The sequence below is a fragment of the Streptomyces sp. NPDC043853 genome (assembly GCF_056436025.1).
Window position 1 is genome coordinate 135,441 of record NZ_JBWKDJ010000006.1, and the last position, 25,022, is coordinate 160,462.

The following is a 25,022-nucleotide window of genomic DNA, read 5'->3' on the forward strand; positions in this document are numbered from 1 at the left end:
GCCAGTCCACCTCCAACCGACGCACGACCAGGGAAAGGCCCTCGAACGATGCTTGACGCCGTGCCGGACCGGAACTCCGCCGCCGGGCTCCCGCTCACCGGCGGGCAGACCGGAGTCTGGCTCGCCCAGCGGATCGAGCCGGACAGCTCGGCCTTCAACGTCACGTTCACCCTGGAACTGCGCGGTGACGTCGACCTCGACCGCCTCGCCGCCGCGGTGCGGCAGGTGGCCGAGGAGGCCGACTGCCTCCACGTGCGGATCACCGAGGAGGACGGGCGGCCCGTGCAGCGGGTCCACCGCCTCCCGGTGACCGTGCCCGTCGTCGACCTCCGGGCCGAAGCCGACCCGGAGGACGCCGCCTGGGAGTGGATCGAGGAGGACCGGCTCCGGCCCGTCGACCTCGGCGAGGGCCCCCTGTTCGCCCACACCCTCCTCCGCCTCGCCGACGACCGGGTCCTGTGGTGCCAGCGTTACCACCACATGGTCGTCGACGGGGTCGGCATCGGGCTGCTCTCCCGCCGGGCCGGCGAGATCTACACCGGCACCCACCCGGTGCCCCCGGCCGACTGGGACCTCGGCCGGCTCACCGCCGCCGAGGACGCCTACCGCGGCTCCGGGCAGCACGCCGCCGACCGCGCGTACTGGCTGGAGCGCTTCGCCGACCGGCCCCGCCCGGTCCGCCTGGTCGAACCCGGCCAGAAGATGATCTCCCGCCGGTGGCGGCGCACCACCGAACTCTCCGCCGCGGACACCGACCGGCTCAAGGCGTCGGCCGAGGCCTCCGGAGTCCGGCTGTCCGCACTGCTCATCGCCGCCGCGGCCGCCCACGTCCACCGCACCACCGGCGAGCGGGACATCGTCCTCGGCCTGCCGGTCACCACCCGCCGCGACCCGGCCGCCGCCGGGGTGCCCGGAATGGTGTCCAACATCATGCCGCTGCGCCTCGACGTCAGCCCCGGCACCACCGTGGCCGAGCTGCTGTCCCAGGCCGCCCGGCGGATCGCGGAGACCGTCGCGCACGGCCGCTACCGCGCCGAGGACCTCGCCAAGGACCTCGGTCTCGTCGAGGGCGTCGCCGAGCTCGTCGGCCCCACGGTCAACGTCCTGCCCGGCACCGGCTGGATGACCTTCCGCGACCACGAGTCCGACCTGCGCCCGCAGTGGCTCGGCCCGGTCAGCGACCTCGCCCTCACCGTCGGCGAATCCGTCCGCGGCGCGGTCCGGATCCTCTTCGACGCCGACAGCGACCAGTGCACGGAGGAGGCCCTCGTCGGCCACCAGGAGCGCCTGGGCATCCTGCTCGACGCCTTCACCGGCGACCCCGGCCGCCCCCTCGGCCGGATCGACCTCACCACCCCCGCCGAACGCGCCCTGCTGCTGGACGAGTTCGGCGTGGCACCGGCCGATTCCCCCGAACTGTCCTGGCCGGACGCCTTCGAGGAGCAGGTCCGCCGCGCCCCGCAGGCCGTGGCCCTGGTCTGCGAGGACCGGGAACTGACCTACGCGGAGCTGGACGCCGACGCCAACCGGCTCGCCCGGCTGCTCGCCGCCCGCGGCGTCGGCGCCGAGGACGTGGTCGGTGTCGCCCTGCCCCGCTCGCCCGAACTCGTCACCGCCCTGCTGGCCGTGATGAAGACCGGCGCCGCCTACCTGCCGCTGGACGCCGACCACCCGCAGGACCGCCTCGCCTACATGCTGGACGACGCCGGCGCCCGTACCGTCCTCACCACCGCCGGGCAGGCCGCCGGCCTGCCCGGGCTTCCCGGCCTGGGCCTGCTGCGGCTCGACGAGCCGGAGACGGTGGCCGCCCTCGCCGCTCAGGACCCCGCCGCCCTGGGCCGGCGGATCCCGCTCGACCAGGCCGCGTACGTCATCTACACCTCGGGCTCCACCGGCCGCCCCAAGGGCGTGGTGGTCACCCACGACGGAGTCGGCAGCCTGATCGCCACCGCCACGGAACGGATCGGCATCCGCCCGGACAGCCGGGTCGTCCAGTTCGCCTCGGTCGGATTCGACGTGACGGTGTGGGACCTGGTCATGTCGCTGTGCGTGGGCGGCCGGATCATCCTCGTCCCCACCGAGCGCCGGGTCGCCGGACCCGCCCTCACCGACTACATCGCGGCCCACCGGGCCACCCACATGATCCTGCCCCCGTCCCTGGTCTCGGCGCTGCCGCAGGACTGCGCGCTCCCCGAGGGATCCGTCCTCGTCGTCGGCACCGAGGCGGTGCCCGGCGAGCTGATCGCACGCTGGGCCGGCCGCGTCCGGATCGTCGTCGCCTACGGACTGACCGAGGCCACCGTGAACTCCACGCTGTGGCTCGCCGACCCCGAGCGGCCCGGCCCCGCGCCGATCGGCGAACCCGATCCCAACACCCGCGCCTACGTCCTGGACGCGGCGCTGCGCCCGGTCCCCGTGGGCGCCGAGGGCGAGCTCTACGTCGGCGGGCGCGGCCTGGCCCGCGGCTACCTGGGCCGCCACCCGCTCACCTCCGAGAGGTTCGTCGCCGACCCGTACGGCGAGCCCGGCAGCCGCATGTACCGCACCGGTGACCGGGTCCGCTGGACCGAGGACGGCAACCTGCTCTTCCTGGGCCGCGCCGACGGCCAGATCAAGATCCGCGGCCACCGCATCGAACCCGGCGAGACCGAGAGCGCCCTCATGGCCTGTGCGGGCATCGCGCAGGCCGCCGTACTGGTCCGCGAGGACCACCGCGGGGTCAAGCGGCTCGTCGCCTACCTGGTCGCCGAGGAGGGCACCGACGCCGAGAGCGCGGTCACCGCCGCGCGCGCCGCGGTCGCGCAGACCCTGCCGGACTACATGGTGCCCTCGGCCGTGGTCCGCCTCGACGGGCCGCTGCCGCTCACCCCCAACGGCAAGCTCGACGCCCGCGCCCTGCCCGAGCCCCGGTGGACCGCGACGACCGGCGGTGCCGCCCCCGCGACCCCCGCCGAGACGGTCCTCGCCGGGCTGTTCGCCGAGGTGCTCGGCCTGCCCGCGGTCGGCGTCCACGACAGCTTCTTCGAGCTCGGCGGTGACAGCATCGTCGCGATCCAGCTGGTCACCCGCGCCCGGACGGCCGGTCTGGCCGTCACCCCGCGCGATGTGTTCAGGCTGCGGACCGTGGCCGCCCTCGCCCGTGCCGCCGAGGCCGCCGCGGAGAGCGGCGCGGGGCGGGCCCCCGGCGCGGCCGCCGTGCCCGAGCCCTTCGCCCTGGTTCCGCTGACCGGCGAGGAGCGGGAGGGGTACGCCGACGGCATCGGCGCACTGTACGACGTGGTGCCCGCCACCCCCCTCCAGGAGGGCTTCCACTTCCACGCCGCCATGGACCGGGACGGCGCCGACGGCTACGCCGTCCAGGACACCCTGGAACTGGCCGGGGACGCCGACCCGGAGGCCCTGCGCGCCGCCGCACAGCGGCTGCTGGACCGCCACCCGGCCCTGCGGGCCGCGTTCCGCACGCACTCCGGCGGCGTCCTCCAGGTCATCGGCGAGCGCGTGGAACTCCCCTGGACGTTCACCGACCTGACCGGTGCCACCCCGTCCGAGCAGGCGGTCCGCACCGAGGCGATCGCCGCCGCCGAACGAGCCGAGGGCTTCGACCTGGGCCGGCCGCCGCTGATGCGGGCCGCCCTGGTCCGGCTGGGCGCCGACCGCTCCCTGCTGGTCCTGACCCTGCACCACATCGTCGTCGACGGCTGGTCCGTGGGCCTGATCGTCCGGGAGCTCCTCGACGGCTACCGGCCCGGCCTGCCCGCCGCCCGCCCCGCCGAACCCTCACCGGCCTACCGCGCCTACGCCGGCTGGCTGGCCGGACGCGACCGCGACGGCGCCCGTGCCGCCTGGCGCGCCGCCCTCGACGGGCACGCGGAGCCCGCCGGACTGCCGTACCGGGCCGCCGGAGCGGACCCCGCCGCTTCCGGAGCCGTCACGGTGGAGCTCTCCGCCGCGGACACCGCGGCCCTCACCGCGCGGGCCCGCCGGCTCGGCCTCACCCTGGCGGGCGTGGTCCAGGGCGGCTTCGGCCTCGTCCTCGGGGACGTACTCGGCAGCCAGGACGTGGTGTTCGGCACCACCGTCTCCGGCCGGCAGGCGCCCGTGGCCGGCATCGAGACCCTGGTCGGGCTGCTCATCAACACCGTGCCGGCCCGGCTGGCCTGGATGCCGGAGCAGCCGCTCGCCTCGGTCCTGGCCCGCTTCCAGCAGGAGCAGGCCGAACTGCTGGACCACCAGCACCTGGGACTCGCCGAGATCCAGCGGGCGGCCGGCCGCACCGGTCTGTTCGACGCCCTCGTCGTGGTGGAGAACCTTCCCGGCACCGGCGACCTGACCGACCCCACCCGCAGCATCCGCATCACCGACTCCAGGATCACCGACGGCGTGCACTACCCGCTCGCGCTGACCGTGCTGCCCGGCGAGCGGCTCACCCTCCGCCTGGAGCACGACCCGGCCCGGCTGGACGACCGCGCCGCCCGCGGCTTCGCCGCCCGGCTGCGCGCCGTGCTCGACCAGCTGGTCGCCGACCCGCAGCTGCCGGTGGGCCGGCTGCCGCTGGCCCCCGCCGGCCGGCTCCCCGCCCTCCCGGCCGGGCTCACCGGCGACGCCGAGGACGCCACCGGGCCCGCCGTCCACGAGCTGATCGCCGGGCGGGCCGCCCGTACCCCCGGAGCGACCGCCCTGGTGGAGGAAGAGGGCACCACCGACTACGCCACCCTCGACGCCCGTGCCGAGGCCCTCGCCCGGCGGCTGACCGCGCTCGGTGCCGGACCGGAGGCCGTCGTCGCGGTCGCCGTGCCCCGCTCGGCGGAGACCCTGATCGCCCTGCTCGGCGTGTGGAAGGCCGGGGCCGCGTACCTGCCGGTGGATGTGGACTACCCCGCCGAGCGGGTCCGGCACATGCTGGCCGATTCGCGCGCCCGCCTGGTCGTCACCACCGAGGACTCCCGGCACCGGCTGCCCGCCGGCACCGCCGCCGAGCCCGTACTCATCGGCCCCGGCCACGAGGAGCCCACGCCGGCCGGTGCGCCCGCGCTGCCCGAAGCCCGCCCGGACTCCGCCGCGTACGTCATGTACACCTCGGGATCCACCGGTCTGCCGAAGGGCGTCGTCGTCCCGCACGGGGCCCTGGCCGCCCAGCTGACCTGGACCGCGCGGCACTTCGGCTTCGGCCCGCAGGACCGGGTGCTGCACCAGTACTCCACCAGCTTCGACCCCTCCCTCCAGGAGATGTTCGTCCCGCTGCTCGTCGGCGGCGCCGTGGTCCTCGCGCGGCCGGACGGCCACCGCGACCCGGCGTACCTCACCGGGCTGATCCGCGCCGAGCGGGTCACCACCGTCGACCTGGTGCCGTCCGTCTACGGCGCCCTCCTCGCGGAGGAGACCGACGAGCCGGGCGCCGGCGGGCCCTGGTGGCGCAGCCTGCGCCGCGCCTTCAGCGGCGGCGAGGCCCTGCCCGTCCGGCTCGCCCGGCGCTGGCACGAGGCCACCGGGGTCCCGCTGTACAACGTGTACGGCCCCACCGAGGCGGTCATCCAGGTCACCAGCCACGAGGCGGCCCCGGCCGGCGGCGCCGAGGGCACCGTGCCCATCGGCCGCGCCGCCGGCGGCACCCGGCTGTACGTCCTCGACCGGTACCTCCGCCAGGTCGCGGCGGGGGAGCCCGGCGAGCTCTACATCGCGGGCGGACAGCTCGCCCGCGGCTACCACGGCCGTCCCGCGCTCACCGCGGAGCGGTTCACCGCCGACCCGTTCGGCGGCCCCGGCGAGCGGATGTACCGCACCGGGGACATGGTCCAGTTCAGTGGCGACGGAGCCCTCACCTACCTCGGGCGCACCGACCACCAGGTCAAGATCAGGGGAAACCGGGTGGAACTCGGGGAAATCGAAGCCCGGCTGCGGGACGAACCGTCCGTCGGGGACGCCGTGGTGACCGCCCGGGAGGACGATCGCGGCATCAAGCAGCTGGTCGCCTATCTGGTCCCGGCCCGCGGGGCCCGCCTCGACACCGAAGCCGTCCGGGCCGCCGCCACCGCCGCGCTGCCCGCCCCGATGGTCCCCGCCCACTTCGTCGCCCTCGACGCCCTGCCGCTGACCCCCGGCGGCAAGACCGACCTCAAGGCGCTGCCCGCACCGGAGGTCCGCCGCACGCCGGTGCCCGGCCGGACCGCGCCCGCCGTCACCACCCGCGAGGACCGCGCCGAGCGGCTCCGCCGCATCTTCGCCGAGGTCCTCGGCCTCGACGGGGTCGGCGCCGACGAGGACTTCTTCGTGCTCGGCGGCGACAGCATCCTGTCCATGTCCGTCGTGAGCCGGGCGCGCAAGGCCGGGATCACCATAGGCCCCCGCGACGTGTTCGAGCAGCGCACGCCCGCCGCCCTGGCGGCCGCCGCTGGCGGCCCCGCGGACACCTCCGCCGCCCCGGCCGCCGACCCCGACGGCATCGGCGACATCACCCTCCTGCCCATCGTCCACCAGCTCCGCGAGGACGGCGGACCCATCGGCCGGTTCAACCTGTCGATGCTGCTCCAGGCCCCCGCGGACGCCGGCACCGAGCGCCTCGCCCGGGTCCTCCAGTCCGTCCTCGACCACCACGACGGGCTGCGCCTCACCCTGACCCGGATGGACCTCGGCCCGGCCATCCCCGCCCTCTGGTCCGCCAGGACCTCCGCGCCGGGCAGCACCGACGCCGCCGGCCTGCTCCGCCGCGCCGACGCCGCCGGGCTCGACGACCCCGCGCTGCGCGCGCTGATCGCCGCCGAGTCCGACGCCGCCGCCTCCCGCCTCGACCCCGACGCGGGCGTCATGGCCCAGGCCGTCTGGTTCGACGCCGGCCCCGCAACCCCCGGCCGGCTGCTGCTGGTCCTCCACCACCTGGTCGTCGACGGAGTGTCCTGGCGGGTGCTGCTCGGCGATCTCGCCGCCGCCTGGGAGGCCGTGTCCGACGGCCGCGCCCCGGCCCTGGAACCCGTACCCGTCTCGCTGCGCCGGTTCGCCCGTACCGTCGCCGAGCAGGCCACCTCCCCCGAGCGGCAGGCCGAACTGCCGTACTGGGCGAAGGTCCTGGCGCCCGGAGCCGAACTCCTCCCGGGCGCCGGCCGCACCGGCACCGCGGGCGCCGCCCGCGACCTCACCGTCACCCTGCCCACCGACCTCACCCGCGCCCTGCTCACCACCGTCCCCGCGGCCGCCGGCGCCGACGTCACCGAGGTGCTGCTGGCCGCCCTGCGCACCGCCGTGTCCGCCTGGCGCGGCGAAGCCCCCGGCGGTACCGCTGACGGCACCGGCCCCGGCACCGACGCCGACCTGCTGGTCGACATCGAGCGGCACGGCCGCGAGGGCACCGGCCTGGACCTGTCCCGCACGGTCGGCTGGTTCACCTCCCTGCACCCCGTACGACTGCCCGCCGCCGGCACCGCCTTCGAGGCGCTGCGCGCCGCCAAGGAGGCCCTCCGGTCCGCGCCCGACGCGGGCGCCGGCTACGGCATGCTGCGCTACCTCAACCCGCAGCTCGCCCCGGTCTTCGGACAACTGTCCACCGCCCAGGTGCTGTTCAACTACTTCGGCCGGCTGCCCGCCGACCAGGCCCGCGACTGGGCGCCGGCCGCCGAGTCCGACGCCCTCGCCGTGGAGCCGGACGCCGGCCTCGCCATGCCGTACCCGCTCCAGCTCAACGCGGTCTGCGCCGACACCCCCGGCGGCCCCGAGCTCCGCGCCACCTGGACCTGGGCCGACGGCGGCCCGCTGACCGCGCAGGACGTGGCCGCCCTCGGCCGCGCCTTCGACCGCGCCCTGCGCGAACTCGCCGAACAGGCCGCCGACGGCCCCGCGCGCGCCGCGCTCACCCCCTCCGACCTGCCGCTCGTCGCCCTCACCCAGGACGCCATCGACCTGGTCCAGGAAGTCTGCCCGCTCCCGGTCGCCGACATCTGGCCGCTGTCCCCGCTGCAGGAAGGCATCCACTTCCACGCCAGCTACGACACCGAGGGCCTGGACGTCTACACCGCCCAGGACTGCTTCGACTTCGACCGCCGGCTCGACGCGGACCGGCTGCGCACCGCCGTCGCCGTCCTCCTCGCCCGCCACCCGGCCCTGTGCACCGGCGTCACCGCGGACGGCCTGCCCGCCCCCGTGCAGTTCCTCGTCCCGGCCGAACGGATCCCGGTCCCGCTCACCGAGACCGACCTCACCGGCCTGGACGAGACCGCCCGGCAGGCCCGCCTCGCGGAGATCGCCGAAGCCGACCGCGTCCGCCGCTTCGACCTGGCCGCCCCGCCGCTGTTCCGGCTCCACCTGATCCGGCTCACCGACACCACCGACCGGCTGATGCTCAGCCACCACCTGATCGCCTGGGACGGCTGGTCCCAGTCCCTGTTCCTCGACGAACTCCTCGCCCTCTACGCCTCCGCCGGAGACACCACCGGTCTGCGCGCCCCCGGCAACTACCGCGACTACCTGGCCTGGCTCGCCCGGCGGGACTTCGACACGGCCCGCGCCGCCTGGCGGCACGCCCTCGCCGGGCTCGACGGGCCCACGCTGGTCGCCCGCACCCGTGGCGGCGACCCGGTCATCCCGCGCCGCCACGCCCTCGCCTTCGACGGCGGTCTCAGCGACCGGCTGCGCACCGCCGCCCGCGAGCACGGCCTCACCGTCAACGCCGTGCTGTCCGCCGCCTGGGCGCTGGTGCTGTCCGCCACCGTCGGCCGCGACGACGTGGTCTTCGGCGCCACCGTGGCCGGCCGTCCCGCCGACGTGCCCGGCGCCGACACCGCCATCGGCATGTTCCTCAACACCGTCCCGCAGCGGATCACCCTCCGCCCGGACGAGCCGGTCGCCGACCTGCTGCGCCGCATCCAGGCCGAGCGGGTCGCCCTGATGGACCACGAATACCTCGGCCTCGCCGAACTCCAGCAGGCCGGCGGCCACGGCGTCCTCTTCGACACCCTGTACGTGCTGCAGAACTTCGCCGACGAGAACGGCTTCCGCGAGCTCACCCAGCGCCACGGCATCACCGGCGTGGACAGCGTGGACGCCACCCACTACCCGCTCACCCTGATCGTGAACCCGGCAGAGACCGTCCACACCAAGCTGGAGTACCGGCCGGACCTGATCACCGACGAGCAGGCGGAGGCGATCCTGGAGCGCTTCCGCACCCTGGTCGCCCGCCTCGTCGGCGACCTCGGCGCCGCCACCGGCACCGTGGACCCGCTGCTGCCCGGCGAGCGCGCCGCCCTGGAGGACGCCTGGGCCGGCAGCGACCGGCCGGTGCCCGACGAGACCGTCGCCGACATGCTCGCTGCGCAAGCCGCCCGCACCCCCGACGCCACCGCCCTGGTCTTCGGCGAGGAGGTCCTCAGCTACGCCGAACTCGACGCCCGGATCAACCGGGCGGCCCGGCTGTTGCTGGCCCGCGGCGCCGGCCCCGAACGCACCGTGGCCCTCGCCCTGCCCCGCTCCACCGACATGGTCGTCGCCCTGTTCGCCGTCCTGCGCACCGGAGCCGCGTACCTGCCGCTCGACCTGGACCACCCCGCCGACCGGCTGCGCCTGATGGTCGAGGACACCGGCCCGCTGTGCCTGCTCACCACGACCGCCGTCGCGCCCGCGCTGCGCGGCCCGGACGGGCCGCTCGCCCCCGAGGTGGCCCTGGACGACCCGGCGGTCGCCGAGGCCCTCGCCGCGCTGCCCGGCACCCCGGTCACCGACGCCGAGCGGCCCGCCTTCGCGCACGGGACCCCCGGCCGGCTGGAGCACCCCGCGTACGTCATCTACACCTCCGGCTCCACCGGCAGGCCCAAGGGCGTCGTCACCCCCTACCGGGGCCTGACGAACATGCAGCTCAACCACCAGACCGAGGTGTTCGACCCGGCCATCGCCGCGGCCGGCGGACGGCGGCTGCGCATCGCGCACACCGTCTCCTTCGCCTTCGACATGTCCTGGGAGGAGCTGCTCTGGCTGGTCGAGGGCCACGAGGTGCACGTCTGCGACGAGCAGCTGCGCCGCGACGCCGAAGCCCTGGTCGCCTACTGCGACCGCAACCGCATCGACGTCGTCAACGTGACCCCCACCTACGCCCAGCTGCTCATCGAGGAGGGCCTCCTCGACCGCGACGAGCCCACCGGACGGCACCGGCCCGCACTGGTCCTGCTCGGCGGCGAGGCCGTCTCCGACACCGTGTGGACCCGCCTCGCCGAGACCGAGGACACCTACGGCTACAACCTGTACGGGCCCACCGAATACACCATCAACACCCTCGGCGGCTCCACCGCCGACAGCGCCACCCCGACCGTCGGCCGGCCCATCCGCAACACCCGCGGCTACGTGCTGGACGCGATGCTCCGTCCGGTCCCGCCCGGCTGCCCCGGTGAGCTGTACATCGCCGGCACCGGCCTGGCCCGTGGCTACCACGACCGGCCCGGCCTCACGGCGGAACGGTTCCTCGCCGACCCGTTCGGCGCCCCCGGCGGCCGCATGTACCGCACCGGAGACCTGGTCCGGCAGCGCCCCGACGGACTGATCGACTTCCTCGGCCGCACCGACGACCAGGTCAAGATCCGCGGCTACCGGATCGAGCTCGGCGAGATCTCCGCCGCCCTCGCCGACCACCCCGCCGTCGCCCATGCCGCCGTGCTCGTCCACGAGAGCGCGGGGACGAAGCGGCTCGTCGGCTACGCCGTCCCGGCCACCGGCGCCGGCGTACCAGGCTCTGAAGGTTCGGAGTCCGGCGCTGAGTCCGGCGCTGAGTTCGGTGCCGAGCCCGGTGAGGAGTTCGCCCGGGAACTGCGCGAGCACCTGAGGACCCGCCTGCCCGACTACATGGTCCCGGCCGCGCTGATGCCGGTCGCCACCCTGCCGCTCACCGTCAACGGCAAGCTCGACGTACGGGCCCTGCCCGCCCCCGAGTTCGCCGCCCCCGGCACCGGCCGCGCCCCCCGCACCCCGCAGGAGGAGACCCTCACCGCCCTCTACGCCGAGGTGCTCGGCCTGCCCGCCGGCAGCGTCGGCATCGACAGCGACTTCTTCGAGCTCGGCGGCCACTCGCTGCTCGCCACCCGGCTCATCGGCCGGGCCCGGGCCGCCCTCGACGCCGAACTCGCCATCCGCGACCTCTTCGAGGCCCCCACCGTCGCCGCCCTCGTGGAACGCGCCGGCCGCTCCGCCGGACCGGCCCGGCCCGCGCTCACCCCGGGGGAGCGGCCCGCGGAACTGCCGCTCTCCCACGCCCAGCAGCGGCTGTGGATGATCCAGCAGATCGAGTGCACCTCCGCCGCCTACAACTTCCCGCTGGTCATGCGGCTGCGCGGCAGCCTCGACCGGGACGCCTGGGCGGCCGCCCTCGGCGACGTCACCGACCGGCACGAGGCCCTCCGTACCGTGTTCGCCGACCGGGACGGCCAGGCCGTCCAGCGGGTCCTCCCCGCCGGCACGGCCCGCCCCGAGGTGGAACTGCTGCACGCCACCGAGGACGAGGTCCCGGCCCTGGTCGACGCCGCCGTCGCCCGTCCCTTCGACCTGGCCCGCGAACTCCCGCTCCGCGCCACCCTGATCGAGACCGCCCCGGACACCCACGTCGTCGTCCTGCTGCTGCACCACATCACCACCGACGAGTGGTCCGACCGGCCGTTCCTGCGGGACCTCGCCCAGGCGTACGCGGCCCGCCGCACCGGCGGCGCGCCCGCCTGGGAGCCGCTGCCCGTCCAGTACGCCGACTACGCGCTCTGGCAGCAGAAGCTCCTCGGCGACCCCGCCGACCCGGCCTCCCCGGCCGCCCGCCAGCTGGAGTACTGGAACACCGTGCTCGCCGGGGCGCCCGAGGAACTGGAACTCCCCGTGGACCGGCCCCGCCCGGCCCGCCCGGCCTTCACCGGCGCCGAACTCGACGTCGACTTCGACGCCACCGCCTACCGGAGCCTGAAGAAGCTGTCCCGGGAGACCGGCGCCAGCATGTTCATGGTGGTCCACGCCGCCGTCGCCGCGCTGCTGCACCGCATGGGCGCCGGCACCGACATCCCGCTCGGCGCACCCATCGCCGGCCGCGGCGAGGAGTCCCTGGAGGATCTGGTCGGCTTCTTCGTCAACACCCTCGTGCTGCGCACCGACCTGTCCGGCGACCCCAGCTTCACCGAACTGCTGGCCCGGGTCCGGGACACCGACCTGGCCGCGTTCTCGCACGCCGACGTGCCCTTCGAGGCCGTCGTGGAAAAGCTCAACCCCACCCGCTCGCTGGCCCGCAACCCGCTGTTCCAGGTGATGGTCGGCTACCACCAGCGCACCGACGGCGCCCTGGACCTGGCCGGACTGGAGGTCGAGGACGTCCCGTTCCGGATCGGGTCCGCCAAGTTCGACCTGGTGTTCAGCTTCACCGAGCACACCGGCGCCGAGGAGGAAGCCGGCTCCCTGGTGTGCCGGCTGGAATACGCCACCGAGCTCTTCGACCCCGAGACCGCCGACCGCCTCGCCGCCTGCCTGCGCCGCCTGATCGGCGCGGTCGCCGAAACCCCCGGCGCCCCGCTGTCCGCCGCCCGCGTCCTGGGCGAGGACGAGCGACGGCTGGTCCTGGAAGGGTTCAACGGCAGCCCGCGCGAGGTCGACGAACTGTCGATCCCCGCCCTGTTCGCCCGGCACGTGGCCGACCGCCCCGACGCGACCGCCCTGGTCGACCGGTCCGACCGGCTGACCTACGCCCGGCTGGACGCCCGCGCCAACCGGATCGCCCGCCTGCTCGCCGGGCACGGCGTCGGCCCCGAGAGCGTGGTCGGCGTCGCCGTACCGCGCTCCGCCGACATGATCGCCACCGTGCTCGCCGCCCTGAAGCTGGGCGCCGCCTTCCTCCCGCTCGACCTGGTCCACCCCGGGGACCGGCTCGCCTACATGACCGGTGACTCCGGGGCCGCGCTGGTCGTCGGCACCGAACCGGTCGCCGGGAAGATCCCCGCCGTGGACGGCGTCCCGGTACTGCTGCTCGACGACCCGGACACCGCGGCCCGCCTCGCCGCCCTCACCGACGCCCCGCTCGACCTGCCCGCGGTGCCGCTCGACCAGGCCGCGTACGTCATCTACACCTCGGGTTCCACCGGCCGCCCCAAGGGAGTGGTCGTCCCGCACGAGGGCATCTCCAGCCTGGTCGCCACCGCCGTGGACCGGATGGGACTGCGGCCCGACAGCACCGTGCTGCAGTTCGCCTCGATCGGCTTCGACGTCTTCGCGTTCGAACTGGTCATGGCCCTCTGCCACGGCGGCACCCTGGTCCTGATCACCGAGGAGGCGAGGGTCGCCGGACCGGTGCTCACCGACTTCCTCGCCGAGCACGCGATCACCCACATGATCCTGCCGCCCTCCCTGGTCTCCGCGCTGCCCCCGGGCTGCGCCCTGCCCGAGGGCTCCACCGTCCTCGTCGGCACCGAGACCGTGCCGCCGGACCTGTTCGAGCGGTTCGGCGCCACCGCCGACCTGATCTGCGCCTACGGACTGACCGAGGCCACCGTCAACTCCACCCTGTGGGACTCCCGGCGGGCGGTCACCCGCCCCGCCGGCCGGGTACCGATCGGACTCCCCGACCCCAACACCCTCTGCTACGTGCTGGACGAACGGCTCCAGCCGGTCCCGCCCGGCGTGGTCGGCGAACTGTACGTCTCCGGACGGGGTCTGGCCCGCGGCTACCTCGGCCGCCCCGCCCTGACCGCCGAGCGGTTCACCGCCGACCCCTTCGGCGCCCCCGGCACCCGCATGTACCGCACCGGCGACCGGGCCCGCTGGCGGGCCGACGGCAACCTGGACTTCCTCGGCCGGGCCGACACCCAGGTCAAGATCCGCGGCTTCCGCATCGAACTCGGCGAGATCGAGGCCGCGCTCGCCGCCCACCCCGGCGTCGCCCAGGCCGCCGTGCTGCCCGACCGGGACGGGGACATCGTCCGCCTCGTCGGCTACGTCGTGCCCGAGCGGGGCGCCGGCCTCGACCCGCGCGAGCTCCGCGCCCACGCCGCCGGCGCCCTCCCCGAGTACATGGTCCCGGCGCTGCTGGTGCCGCTCGACGGCCCGCTGCCGCTCACTCCCAACGGCAAACTGGACCACAAGGCGCTGCCCGCGCCGGACTGGACCGGCATGACCGGCGACGCCCGCCCGTCCGGACCGACCCAGACCCGGCTCGCCGCCCTCTTCGGGGAGATCCTCAAGCTGGACGCGGTCGGCGCGCACGACAGCTTCTTCGCCCTCGGCGGGCACTCCATGGCCGCCATGCGCCTGCTCGGGCGGATCCGCACCGAGTTCGGCGCCGAACTGACCATCCGCGACGTCTTCGACGCCCAGACCGTCGCCGGTATGGCCGACCGCCTCGACGGCGCGGCCGCCGCCCCGGCCGTGACGCGCCCCGCGCTCCGCGCGGCGGAGCCCGGCGAGGCCGGCGGGACGCCCGCCCCGGCGCCCGTACAGCGGTGGCAGTGGTCCGCCTACCGGCGGCACGCGGCCGAGGACCATGCCCTGGTGCTGCGCTCCCCGGGGCTGCTGGACCCGGCAGCCCTGGCCGCCGCGCTCGACGACGTCACGGCCCGGCACGAGCCGCTGCGCACCCGTTTCGCCGAACGGGACGGGGAGCTCCTCGCCCTGCCGACCGACCCGCCGGCCCTGGAGCGGGAGACCTGCGCCGACCTGGACGCCAGGCTCGCCGAACTCGCCCTGCGGGCACCGGACCTGACCTCCTCCGCACTGCTGCGGGCCACCCTGCTCAGCGCCCCGGACGGCACCCAGGCACTGCTGCTCAGGGCGCACTACCTCGCCGTGGACGAATGGTCCGTGGTGCCGCTGTTCCGCGACCTCACCGGCGCCTACGCGGCCCGGGAGCGCGGGAAGGCCCCCGACTGGCAGCCGCTGCCGGTCGGTTACGGCGACTACGCCCGCTGGGCCCGGGACGTACTCGGCGACCTCGCCGACGCCGGCTCGGCCGGTGGCCGCCAGCTCGCCTACTGGCGGCAGGCGCTGCACGGCGTACCGGCCGAACTGGCCCTGCCCGCGGACCGGCCGCGCTCCGAGGCCGGCTGCGGGGCCCCGCACACCGATCACGTCTCCTTCGTGCTCGACGAGCGGCTCCACGCGGACCTGGACCGCCTCGCCGCATCCACCGGCACCAGCCTGTTCATGGTGCTGCACGCCGCCCTGTCGGCGCTGCTCACCGCACACGGAGCCGGCACCGACCTGCCGATCGGCACCATGGTCGCCGGACGCACCGACGACAGGCTCGCCGACCTGGTCGGCTGCTTCTTCAACACGGTCGTCCTGCGCACCGACACGGCGGGCGACCCGGCCTTCACGGGGCTGCTGGAGCGGGTGAGGGAGACGACGCTGGCCGCGCTCGACCAGCAGGAGGTCCCCTTCGACGAGGTGGTCCGCGCCACCGGACTGCCCGAGGCGGGCCCGCAGGTCATGGTCGTCCACCACGAGCAGGCCGACTTCGCCGAACTCCAGGGCGGCATGGGCTCGTTCCACGCCGTCCCGACCGGCGCGGCACGGGGCGAGCTCACCCTGAGCTTCTACGAGCCGCGCGGCGACGGCCCGGTGCCCTGCGAACTGATCTTCGCGACGTCCCTGCTGGGCCGGGCCAAGGCGGCCCGTCTCGCCGACGAACTGCACGTGCTGCTGGGCACGGTGGCAGCAGATCCCGGACAGCCGCTTTCCGAGCTGTTCACCATCATGTCCACGAGGAGTGACAACGCATGAGCACCAACCCCTTCGAAGACCCGCAGGGCCGCTTCCTGGTCCTGGTCAACGAGGAGAACCAGCACTCGATCTGGCCCTCCTTCGCCGAGGTCCCGGCGGGCTGGCGGACCGTCTTCGGGGAGGACAGCCGTGACGCCTGCCTCACCTACGTGGAGCACAACTGGACCGACCTCCGGCCGGCGAGCCTGATCGCCGCCCAGGAGGGCTGACCGGTCCCGCCCGGGATGCGCCGAGCCCCCGTGCCCCGCCCGACGGCGGCGCACGGGGGCTCTCCTCGTTGCCGAGGGGGAGGGCCGGGATCAGCGGCCCGGGGAGGCGTCGATCTCACCCGCCGGCACGGCCGTCCGGTGCAGGTGCGTGAAGTACGCGGACAGGCCGTCGTCGTCGGCCAGGGAGGGCAGGACCCGCGCGAGGTGTGTTCTCCCGGTCGGTCTTCTCCTGGCCCATGCCGGCGATCCTGCCGCGTGGACGAGCGGCCCGCGAACGGATTTCCGCAGGGCCCGGGAACGCCGACGGCCCGGTCGCTCGGGGGAGAGGCCGGGCCGTCGGGTGCGAGCGGTGGGGTCAGGGGGAGGGGGCGCGGGTGGTGGACCAGGCGGACCAGAGCGCCGCGTAGCGGCCGTTCGCGGCGACCAGGGCGTCGTGGGTGCCCGTTTCGGCGATGCGGCCGTCGTCCAGGACCACGATCCGGTCGGCGGCGGCCGCCTGGGGGAGGCGATGGGCCACCAGCAGGGCGGTGCGGCCCCGGAGGGCGCGTTCGGCGGCCGCCTCCAGTTCGCGGGCGCCCGCGCTGCCCGCGTCGGCGGTGGCCTCGTCCAGGATGGCCACCGGCGGGTCGGCCAGGACGAGGCGGGCCAGGGCCAGTTGCTGGGCCTGGGCCACCGTCAGCGCGTGCCCGCCGTCGCCGACCACCGTGGCGAGCCCGTCGGGCAGGGCCGCCACCCAGTCGCCGGCGCCCACCACGGCGAGTGCGGCGTCGAGTTCACCGTCCTCGGCGCCGGGGCGGGCCAGGCGGAGGTCTTCCGCCAGGGGGCCCGCGAACACGTGCACCTCCTGGCTGATCAGCACCACCGCCCGGCGCAGCCCGTCCGGGCCCAGGTCCTCCGCGTCGACCCCGCCGAGGGCCACCGTGCCGGCGGCCGGGCGGTGCACCCCGGCCACCAGCTTGGCCAGGGTGGTCTTGCCGGCCCCGCTGGCGCCGACCAGGGCCACCCGTTCCCCGGAGTCCACCGTCAGGGAGACCTCCCGGAGCACCGGGTGCCCGTCCCGGTAGGAGTGGTGCAGGCCGGACACCCGCACGGAGCCGTCCGCCGGACGGGCCGGCCGCTCCGGGCCGGTCTCCGCCGGCAGGTCGGCCACGCCCACCAGGCGGGTCAGGCCGGCCCCGGCCGACTGCACGTCGTCGAGCAGGAACAGGGCGGCGTTGACCGGGTTGAAGAGGCTGTGGAAGTAGAGCGCGGCCGCGGTGGCCGTGCCGATGCTCACCTGCCCTTCGTCCACCAGTACGAAGCCGGTGACCAGGATCCCGCCGAGTCCGATGAACTCGGCCAGGTTGAGGCGCGAGAAGAAGCCCGTCACCACGTGGATGCCGCGTAGTGCCAGGTCCACCGCGGCCCGGGACCGGCGCTCGATGAGCGCCGAGTGCTCCTCGCCCAGCCGGAAGGCGCGTACGGTGCGGGCCCCGCCGACGCTGTCCAGGAGCTGGTGCTGGAGGGCGCCGTTGGCCACCCGGTGCGCCGTGTACACGGGGGCGGCGCCGCGCAGGTACCACCGTACGGAAAGGATCTGCACCGGCACGGCCGGCAGTACGGCGAGCGGGAACCGCCAGTCCAGGACGGCGAGTCCGGCCAGGGTGAGGACGATGGTCAGGACGGACCGGCTGAACTCGGGCAGGGCCTGCCGCACCGAGCGGGCGACCAGGGTGACGTCGCCGGTGACCCGGGAGACGAGGTCGCCCGAGCCGGCCAGCTCGACCCGCTCCAGCGGCAGCCGCAGGGCCCGTTCGACGAACCGTTCGCGCAGCGCGGCGAGGACCGTCTCGCCGAGCCGGGCGACCAGGGCGCTGCCGGCGGCGGTGGCGGCGCCGCGGGCCAGTGCGACCACTATCAGGAGGACCATCGGCACCGTGAGGGAGTCCGCGCCGCGGCGCTCCACCACGAGGTCGACGACGTGGCCGAGCAGCGGGGCGGTCAGCAGGCCGATGCCGGTGCCCAGGAGCAGGACGATCAGCGCGGACACGGCGAGCAGGCGGTGGCCGGCCAGCAGGCCGCGGAGCGCGGCCAGGGTGCGGGCGCCGGTCGCGACCGGCAGCAGGGCGGGATCGGGCTGCCCGGTGCCTCCGAGGTCCGCCGGACCGACGGGGTCCGCAGTGCTCGGGGCTGCGGGGTTCCGGTCCGCGGTGTTCCTGTCCGCCGGGCTCTGCTCCACTGGGGTCTCCTCCGGTTCGCGGGTCATGCCAGCACCGCCGCGCGGTACGCCGGGTCGGCACCGGCCAGTTCGTGGTGCGGGCCCTCGGCGGTGACGGTGCCGCCGTCGAGCACCACCACACGGTCGGTGACCGCCAGCAGCGCCGGGCTGGTGGTGACCAGGACGGTGGTCCGGCCCTTCCGCAGCTCGCGCAGCCGGCCGGCGATCAGCGCCTCGGTGAGTGCGTCCACGGCGGTGGTCGGGTCGTGCAGCACCAGCACCGGCGGGTCGCCGGCCAGGGCCCGGGCGAGCGCGACCCGCTGCCGCTGGCCGCCGGACAGGGACCGGCCGCGTTCGGCGAGCGGGGTGTCCACCCCGTCGGGCAGGGTCCGCGCCACCTCGTCGGCCGCCGCGGCGTGCAGCGCGGCCTCGATGCCGTCCGCGGTGAGCCGCGTCCCGGCGGGCCCGGCGCCGGCCCTTACGTTGTCGAGCAGGCTGGTCTCGAACAGGTCGGCCTCGTGGTGGGCGACCCGGATCGCCGTACGGACGTCCGCGGGATCCAGCCCGGTCAGCGGTACGCCGTCCAGCTCGACCGAGCCCTCCGCCGGATCGGCCTCGCGGGCCAGGCAGAGCAGCAGGTCGCGGGCGGCGGCCGGGTCCCGGGCGACCACGCCGACCGTCGACCCCGGGGCGATGTCCAGGTCCACGCCGAGCAGCGTGCCCAGGCGGACGCCGCGCAGCCGGAGTCCGCCGGCGAGGTGCTCGGGCAAGGCGGTGGGAGCTGCGGTGGCCACGGCGCCGGGCGCGTCCAGTACCTCGGCGATCCGCCGGGCCGAGGCACGGCCCTGGGCGAGTTCGGCGTTCACCCAGCCGAGGGTCTGGAACGGGCCGAGCAGGAACTGCGCCAGACCCACCGCGGCCACCAGCTCGCCGACGCTGATGGACCCGCGCATCGCCAGGTGGGCCCCGGCCATGCCGATGCCCGCGACGAGAAACCGACGGGTTCGTGGAATCCCGAAGGGGTTGCACCACGAACCCGAGGGGCAACGCGGCTCCTTAAGAGATAGTGGCCCTCGGGTTCGCTGGGGGGCACCAGTGCTCTGGGCTGCGACGACAAGGCTCCCACCTGTACATTCGCTGGCGCGACAACGGCAACGGAGCGTGGTCGAAGTCCCGAGCGTCCTGCGATTCAGCCCGTGGACTCCCTCGTCGTGCAGGCTTTCGACCAGTACATCGACGAGCGGTTCGAGCTCTTGGGCGCGGGTGGCAGCGACTTCCTGCTGGTGCTCTTCCGCGGAGTGCTGGGGCGCCGATGAGGCCGGAGGCGGTCTACGAGCTGTTCGAGCGGTTGACGCAGCGTGCGTGACTGTCCCGCCGGGGGGGTCCTCACATGGCCCGCCGGGCGTTCGGCAGCAACGTGGCCGATGCCGGCGGCCAGCTCGACGAGGTGCAGGCCCTGCTGGGGCAGGAGCACTCGGAGTCGGCGCGCCCGTACCTCATCCCGGACAGGCGCGTCTTCGCAAGGCGATCGAGCGGGTCCCCTCGCCCCGGGGAGCTCCACGCGCGGGGTGAGCGCTGATGGCGGCGATCGCTCTTCCTGTCCGGCCGACGGCGGGGGCGGCTCGCACCCGCCAGCTGGTGGAGACACTGCGGGTTCCGCTGCCCCAGCCTAGTCTGATCGTGTGGCCCGCTCCCCGTCGGAGGTGAGGCGATGTCCGGGTTCGCAGAGGTGGCGGTGGGCCTCGCGGTCCCGCAGGGGAACGGCACGAGGACGAGACGGGCGAGGCGTCGCGGACAAGGGCGGGGAGCGCTGTACGAAGACCGCTCCGGCCGCGTGCTGGCGCGGGTCGAGGACCCTGCGGGCAATTGGACTTCGGCTTCCACGTGGACGGCAACTGCGCGGGCGGCGTCGCGCTACCTCGCAACGCTGGCCGGGCGGACATCGTGAAGCGAGGTCGGGAAGTGTGTTGAAGCCGGACGCCGCATTCCTGAATGCCAGGCCCCCGGAACGGCCGCGGAGGACGCGATGGCCCTGATCAACGGCCGCTGGCTACACGGCAAGGCCGAGAACGCCATCCTGTGGGAGTTCAGCGACATCTGCGACCTGACCGGCTTCCAGCGCGGGTACGCGTCGGAGCCGGTCACCGAGAGCATGACGAAGGGCGGGAAAGCCGAGGTCGACGGCACCCCGACAATCACGGCTACCAGCCCTTCCGGGGCCGACCGGAGCGCGTACTACGTCGCCAAGGAAGGCGAGCCACGTCTGCTGCGCATAGAGGGCAGCCAGGGCGGCGATCGGGGCAGCGCCGACTTCTCCGACTACGACGTACCCGCGCCCGCGAAGACTCCATCGCCGTCGGAGTCCGTGGCCCGTCCAGCCTCCAGTAAGCGTCGGGGCACGACACCGTTCCAGCTCGCCGGTCCCGGGAGGCGTGATGGCACCGCTGGCTCGGATCCCATTGGAGGGCGGGGGCTGCATCCTGATCGAAGGCTCGGCCGCACTCGCTGGCCCCGTACAGGCCGGGCGCCTGGGCAACGCCGTGCACGACCTGCCGGTGAGCCTCCAAGGAGCCCTGGAACCGGTCACCCTGGCGGCCCGCGCCACCCTCGACCAGCACCGCAAGGCCGGCCCGGACGAGATCGCCGTCGAGTTCGGCGTCGACCTGGCGGTCGAGGCCGGCGCGGTGATCACCAAGACACAGGCCAACTGCCACCTGAAGGTGACCATGACGTGGACGCGCCCGGGCTGAGCCGATGAACGGCGCCGACAACAGCTTGCCCTCGGCCGTCGCCCAGGTCCTCGACCCCGACGGCACGGTGGCCGGAGCAGGCTTTCTGGTGGCCGAGGGGCTCCTGGCAACCTGTGCGCATGTCGTCCAGGCAGCGGGAGGCGGCCCCGGGACAAGCCTGCACCTGGCCTTCCCCCACCTCGCGGGCGCGCCCCGGGTTGAAGGGCAGGTCCTAGGCAGGGACGCGTGGCGTGCGCAAGAAGGAGAGGACGCGGCCTTCGTCCGCCTGGCCACCCTCCCGGCAGGCGTGCCGGTGCTTCCGTTGGGCTCGGCGGCCGGCTGCCGAGGCCACCCCGTCCGCTCGTTCGGGTTTCCCGCCCAGGCCCCGCCGGACGGCCACTACGGCCATGGCGAGGCCGGCGGGCTACTGCCGGCCACCGAGAACAGGAGCTCACACCTCCAGCTGACCAACGCCAACGACCTCACCACCGGCTTCAGCGGCGCACCCGTCCTGGACGAGGTGACGGGCCTGGTCATCGGCATGATCACCGAGATCACGGCCCCCGACAGGCACCAGCGGGGCCACGGCATCGCGTACGCCACTCCGACGCAGGTCCTGCGGGAGATCTTGCCGGCGCTCGCCGAGCAGGAGGTGTGCCCATACCAGGGGCTGGAGTCGTTCACCGCGGACCACGCCCGTTGGTTCGAGGGCCGCAAGGACGCGGTACGCCAGGTCGTGACCGGCCTGTCCGGGCATCGCAGACTGACGCTGCTGCTCGGCCCGTCCGGCTCGGGCAAGTCGTCCCTGATCCAGGCGGGTGTGCTCCGGGCACTGGCGGCGGGCGAGCTGCCCGGCAGCGACCGGTGGCTGCCGGTGATCGCGCGGCCGAGACATGACCTGCTGGCCGAGATCGAGCGCGCGGGCCTGCCCGGAGCTGCCGCCGACGGAATAGCGGCCGCGGTCACCCGCAGGCTCCGGGCGGAGGACTCCTACGAGCGGGTCCTGCTGGTCGTCGACCAGTTCGAGGAGCTCCTCACCGAGCCGGCCGAGGGGGACGGAGGGGACCGTTCGGCCGTCGTCGGCCAGCTCCAGGCGGCGGCCGAATCCGCAGCCAATCTCTCCGTGATCCTGATCATGCGCGACGACTTCTATCCGCAACTGGCCGCGCAAGCGCCCGGCCTGCTCGAAGCCGCCATGCCGGGACTCCTCAACATGCCGGGCACGCTGAGCCCGGAGGACCTGCGCGACATCATCACCCTGCCGGCCCGGGACGTGGGACTTCACTTCCAGCCCGGGCTGCCCGAGCAGATGCTCGCGGATGTCCTGGCCACCAGCCCCGAGGGCACCACGACCCGCCAGGCACCGGCCACGGTGCTGTCGATGCTGGAGCTGGCGCTCAGCCAGTTGTGGCAGCGGCGCCAGGACGGCTACCTCACGCACGAGGCCTACCAGCACATCGGGGCGGTGGGCGGAAGCCTGACCACGTGGTGCGAAACCGCGCTCAACCAGCTGCCCGACGGGCACCGGCCCATCGCCCGGCGCATCCTGACCTCCCTGGTCCGGCCAGCCGACCCCGTCCACCGCATTCCCCCCACGCGTGCGCAGGTCCCACTGGACGAACTCCGCGACCTAGCGGCCGGTCCCAAGGACGACCAAGCCGTCGACGAGGTCATCGCCGCCCTCACGCGCCACCGCATCATCACCACACAGCGCCCAGCCGAGCCTCCTGGGCGGCCAGTGGCCGAGCTGATCCACGACGCGCTCATCCGGGACTGGGGCACCCTGCGGGATTGGGTGAGCCAGGACCACCGCTTCCACGAATGGCTCGACCGCGCACGGGCACGACGAGCCAGCTGGGCCGCGAAGAACGACCCGGGAGACCTACTGGCGGGAACAGCACTGGCAGAGGGACTCGACTGGTCCCGCCAACGCGGCCTCCCCGGCGACATCCGGGCGTTCCTCACGGCAAGCAAGGAACGGCAGCAGGCCTTGATCCGGCGGAGCAAACGCCACACCAGGGTGCTTGCCGGGCTGCTGGTCCTGGCACTCATCGCGGTGGGCGGGGCTGTATGGGAATGGAGGGCAGCTGTGGAGGAACGTGAGGCGGCCCAGTCGCGGGCACTCGCCGCCGCGTCCAGCAACCTGATCTACACGAACCCCGAACTCGCTTCCCTGCTGGCCGTCCAGGCATACCGCACCAGCCCCACTCCCGAAGCCACCGAAAGCATCCGAAGCGCCGCAACCCTCCCGCTGCATCGACGCATGTCCGGTCATGCCCAAGGGGTGAGCTCCGTGGCGATCAGCCGCGACGGCCTCACCCTCGCCACCAGCAGTTTCGACCGGACCGTGCGGCTGTGGGACGCAACCACCGGCAAGACCCGCACCACCCTCACCGGACACACCAGCCAGGTGAATACAGTGACGTTCAGCCGCGACGGCAAATTCGTCGCCACCGCCAGCGCCGACGGAACCGCACGGCTGTGGGACGCAACCACCGGCAAGACCCGCGCCACCCTGACCGGACACACCAACGCGGTGTACTCGGTGGCATTCAGCCCCAACGGCAAAACCGTCGCCACCGCCAGCGCCGACGGAACCGCACGGCTGTGGGACACAACCACCGGCAAGACCCGCACCACCCTCACCGGACACACCAGCCAGGTGCTTTCGGTCGCATTCAGCCCCGACGGCAAAACCCTCGCCACCGCCGGCTTCGACCACACAGTGCGGCTGTGGGACGCGACCACCGGCAAGGCCCGCACCACCCTGACCGGACACACCAACGCGGTGTACTCGGTGGCATTCAGCCGTGACGGCAAAGCCCTAGCCACCGCGGGCGCCGACGGAACCGCACGGCTGTGGGACGCAGCCAACGGCAAGACCCGCACCACCCTCACCGGACACACCGGTCAGGTGACTTCGGCGAGGTTCAGCCCCGACGGCAAAACCCTCGCCACCGCCGGCTTCGACCACACGGTACGGCTGTGGGACGTGGCCACCGGTGCGACCCGCACCACCCTGCCAGGACACACCGACGCGGTACTTTCGGTGGCTTTCAGCCCCGACGGCAAGACTTTGGCTTCCGGCAGCAATGACCACATGGTGAGGCTGTGGGACCTGGCCGCCGGCAGCACCCGCACCACCCTGACCGGGCACACCAACTCGGTGGTCTCGGTGGACTTCAGCCCTGACGGTCGGACCCTCGCCACCGCCAGCACCGACAGGACTGCACGGCTGTGGGACCTGACCACCGGCAAGACCTTGACCACCCTGACCGGGCACACGGAGTGGGTGACTTCGGTGAGGTTTAGCCCCGACGGCAAGACCCTCGCCACCGCCAGCGCCGACGGAACTGCACGGCTGTGGGACCTGACCACCGGCAAGATCCGCAACACCCTGACCTGGCACGCCCAAGGGGTCGCTTCGGTGGCCTTCAGCCCCGACGGCAAAACCCTCGCCACCACCAGCAGCGGAAGCACCGCGCAACTGTGGGACGTGGCCACGGGCAAGGCTCGCAGCACCCTGACCGGGCACACGGAGGCGGTGCTCTCCGTGGCATTCAGCCCCGACGGCCACACCGTCGCCACTGCTGGCCTCGACGGGACGGCGCGGCTGTGGGACGTGGCCACGGGCAAGATCCGCACTACCCTGACCGGACACACCAACCAGGTGCTTTCGGTGGCATTCAGCCCCGACAGTAAAATCCTCGCCACCGCCAGCACCGACTTCACCGTGCGGCTGTGGGACCTGCAGACCGGCAGGACCCGCACCACCCTGACCGGGCACAAGGACCTGGTGAGTGCGGTGGCCTTCAGCCCCGACGGCAAAACCCTCGCCACCGCCAGCCACGACTTGGACGCGCGGCTATGGGACATGACCACCGGCAGAACCCGCACCATCCTGACCAGGCACAGCGATGCGGTGAGTGCGGTGGCTTTCAGCCTCAACGGCAAGACCCTTGCCACCGCCGGCATGGACAAGACAGTGCAGCTGTACGACGTCGCCCTCCCAGAACCCGCCGCGGCGATCGAGAAGATCTGTCGCACCGTCGACCGCGACCTCACTCCGGAAGAACGGACGGTGTACCTCCCAGGCGGGTCCGCCGGGCCCGTCTGCGGCTAATAGTAGGGTCGGGAACTGGCGCGGTGGCTTCCGCTCCGATTCCAGCCCCCGCCACTTCA

6 protein-coding genes are annotated in these 25,022 nt (G+C 74.3%); 4 read left to right on the plus strand and 2 right to left on the minus strand.

Annotated elements, in window-relative coordinates; translation table 11 throughout:
- Positions 1-48 precede the first annotated feature (48 nt).
- Both AC067U_RS18270 and AC067U_RS18275 read left to right on the plus strand, forming a co-directional pair.
- The gene (locus tag AC067U_RS18270) at positions 49-15,705 is read left to right on the plus strand and encodes an amino acid adenylation domain-containing protein (RefSeq protein WP_478830737.1); all 15,657 of its coding nucleotides are present in this window, start codon (positions 49-51) and stop codon (positions 15,703-15,705) included.
- On the plus strand, positions 15,702-15,914 hold the full coding sequence (locus AC067U_RS18275; RefSeq protein WP_478830738.1) for an MbtH family protein: 213 nt from the start codon (positions 15,702-15,704) through the stop codon (positions 15,912-15,914). The genes AC067U_RS18270 and AC067U_RS18275 overlap by 4 nt, the downstream gene beginning before the upstream one ends.
- Positions 15,915-16,269: 355 nt before the next feature.
- Here AC067U_RS18275 and AC067U_RS18280 read toward each other — a convergent pair whose 3' ends face one another.
- Entirely contained in the window at positions 16,270-18,159 is a 1,890-nt protein-coding gene (locus tag AC067U_RS18280; RefSeq protein ID WP_478830739.1) for an ABC transporter ATP-binding protein, read from the minus strand.
- Entirely contained in the window at positions 18,156-19,085 is a 930-nt protein-coding gene (locus AC067U_RS18285; RefSeq protein ID WP_478830740.1) for an ATP-binding cassette domain-containing protein, read from the minus strand. The genes AC067U_RS18280 and AC067U_RS18285 overlap by 4 nt, the downstream gene beginning before the upstream one ends.
- Positions 19,086-20,546: 1,461 nt before the next feature.
- Here AC067U_RS18285 and AC067U_RS18290 point away from each other — a divergent pair.
- Positions 20,547-20,861 (plus strand): CU044_2847 family protein, encoded by a 315-nt coding sequence (locus AC067U_RS18290; RefSeq protein ID WP_478830741.1) that lies wholly within the window; start codon positions 20,547-20,549, stop codon positions 20,859-20,861.
- Between the two features lie 4 nt (positions 20,862-20,865).
- Entirely contained in the window at positions 20,866-24,963 is a 4,098-nt protein-coding gene (locus tag AC067U_RS18295) for an nSTAND1 domain-containing NTPase (protein ID WP_478830742.1), read from the plus strand.
- Positions 24,964-25,022: the final 59 nt, after the last annotated feature.

Excerpts from the sequence above, each read along its gene's own strand:
- AC067U_RS18270 (WP_478830737.1), top strand. The coding sequence starts at position 49 with ATGCTTGACGCCGTGCCGGACCGGAACTCCGCCGCCGGGCTCCCGCTC.
- AC067U_RS18275 (WP_478830738.1), top strand. The coding sequence starts at position 15,702 with ATGAGCACCAACCCCTTCGAAGACCCGCAGGGCCGCTTCCTGGTCCTG.
- AC067U_RS18280 (WP_478830739.1), bottom strand. The coding sequence starts at position 18,159 with ATGACCCGCGAACCGGAGGAGACCCCAGTGGAGCAGAGCCCGGCGGAC.
- AC067U_RS18285 (WP_478830740.1), bottom strand. The coding sequence starts at position 19,085 with ATGGCCGGGGCCCACCTGGCGATGCGCGGGTCCATCAGCGTCGGCGAG.
- AC067U_RS18290 (WP_478830741.1), top strand. The coding sequence starts at position 20,547 with ATGGCACCGCTGGCTCGGATCCCATTGGAGGGCGGGGGCTGCATCCTG.
- AC067U_RS18295 (WP_478830742.1), top strand. The coding sequence starts at position 20,866 with ATGAACGGCGCCGACAACAGCTTGCCCTCGGCCGTCGCCCAGGTCCTC.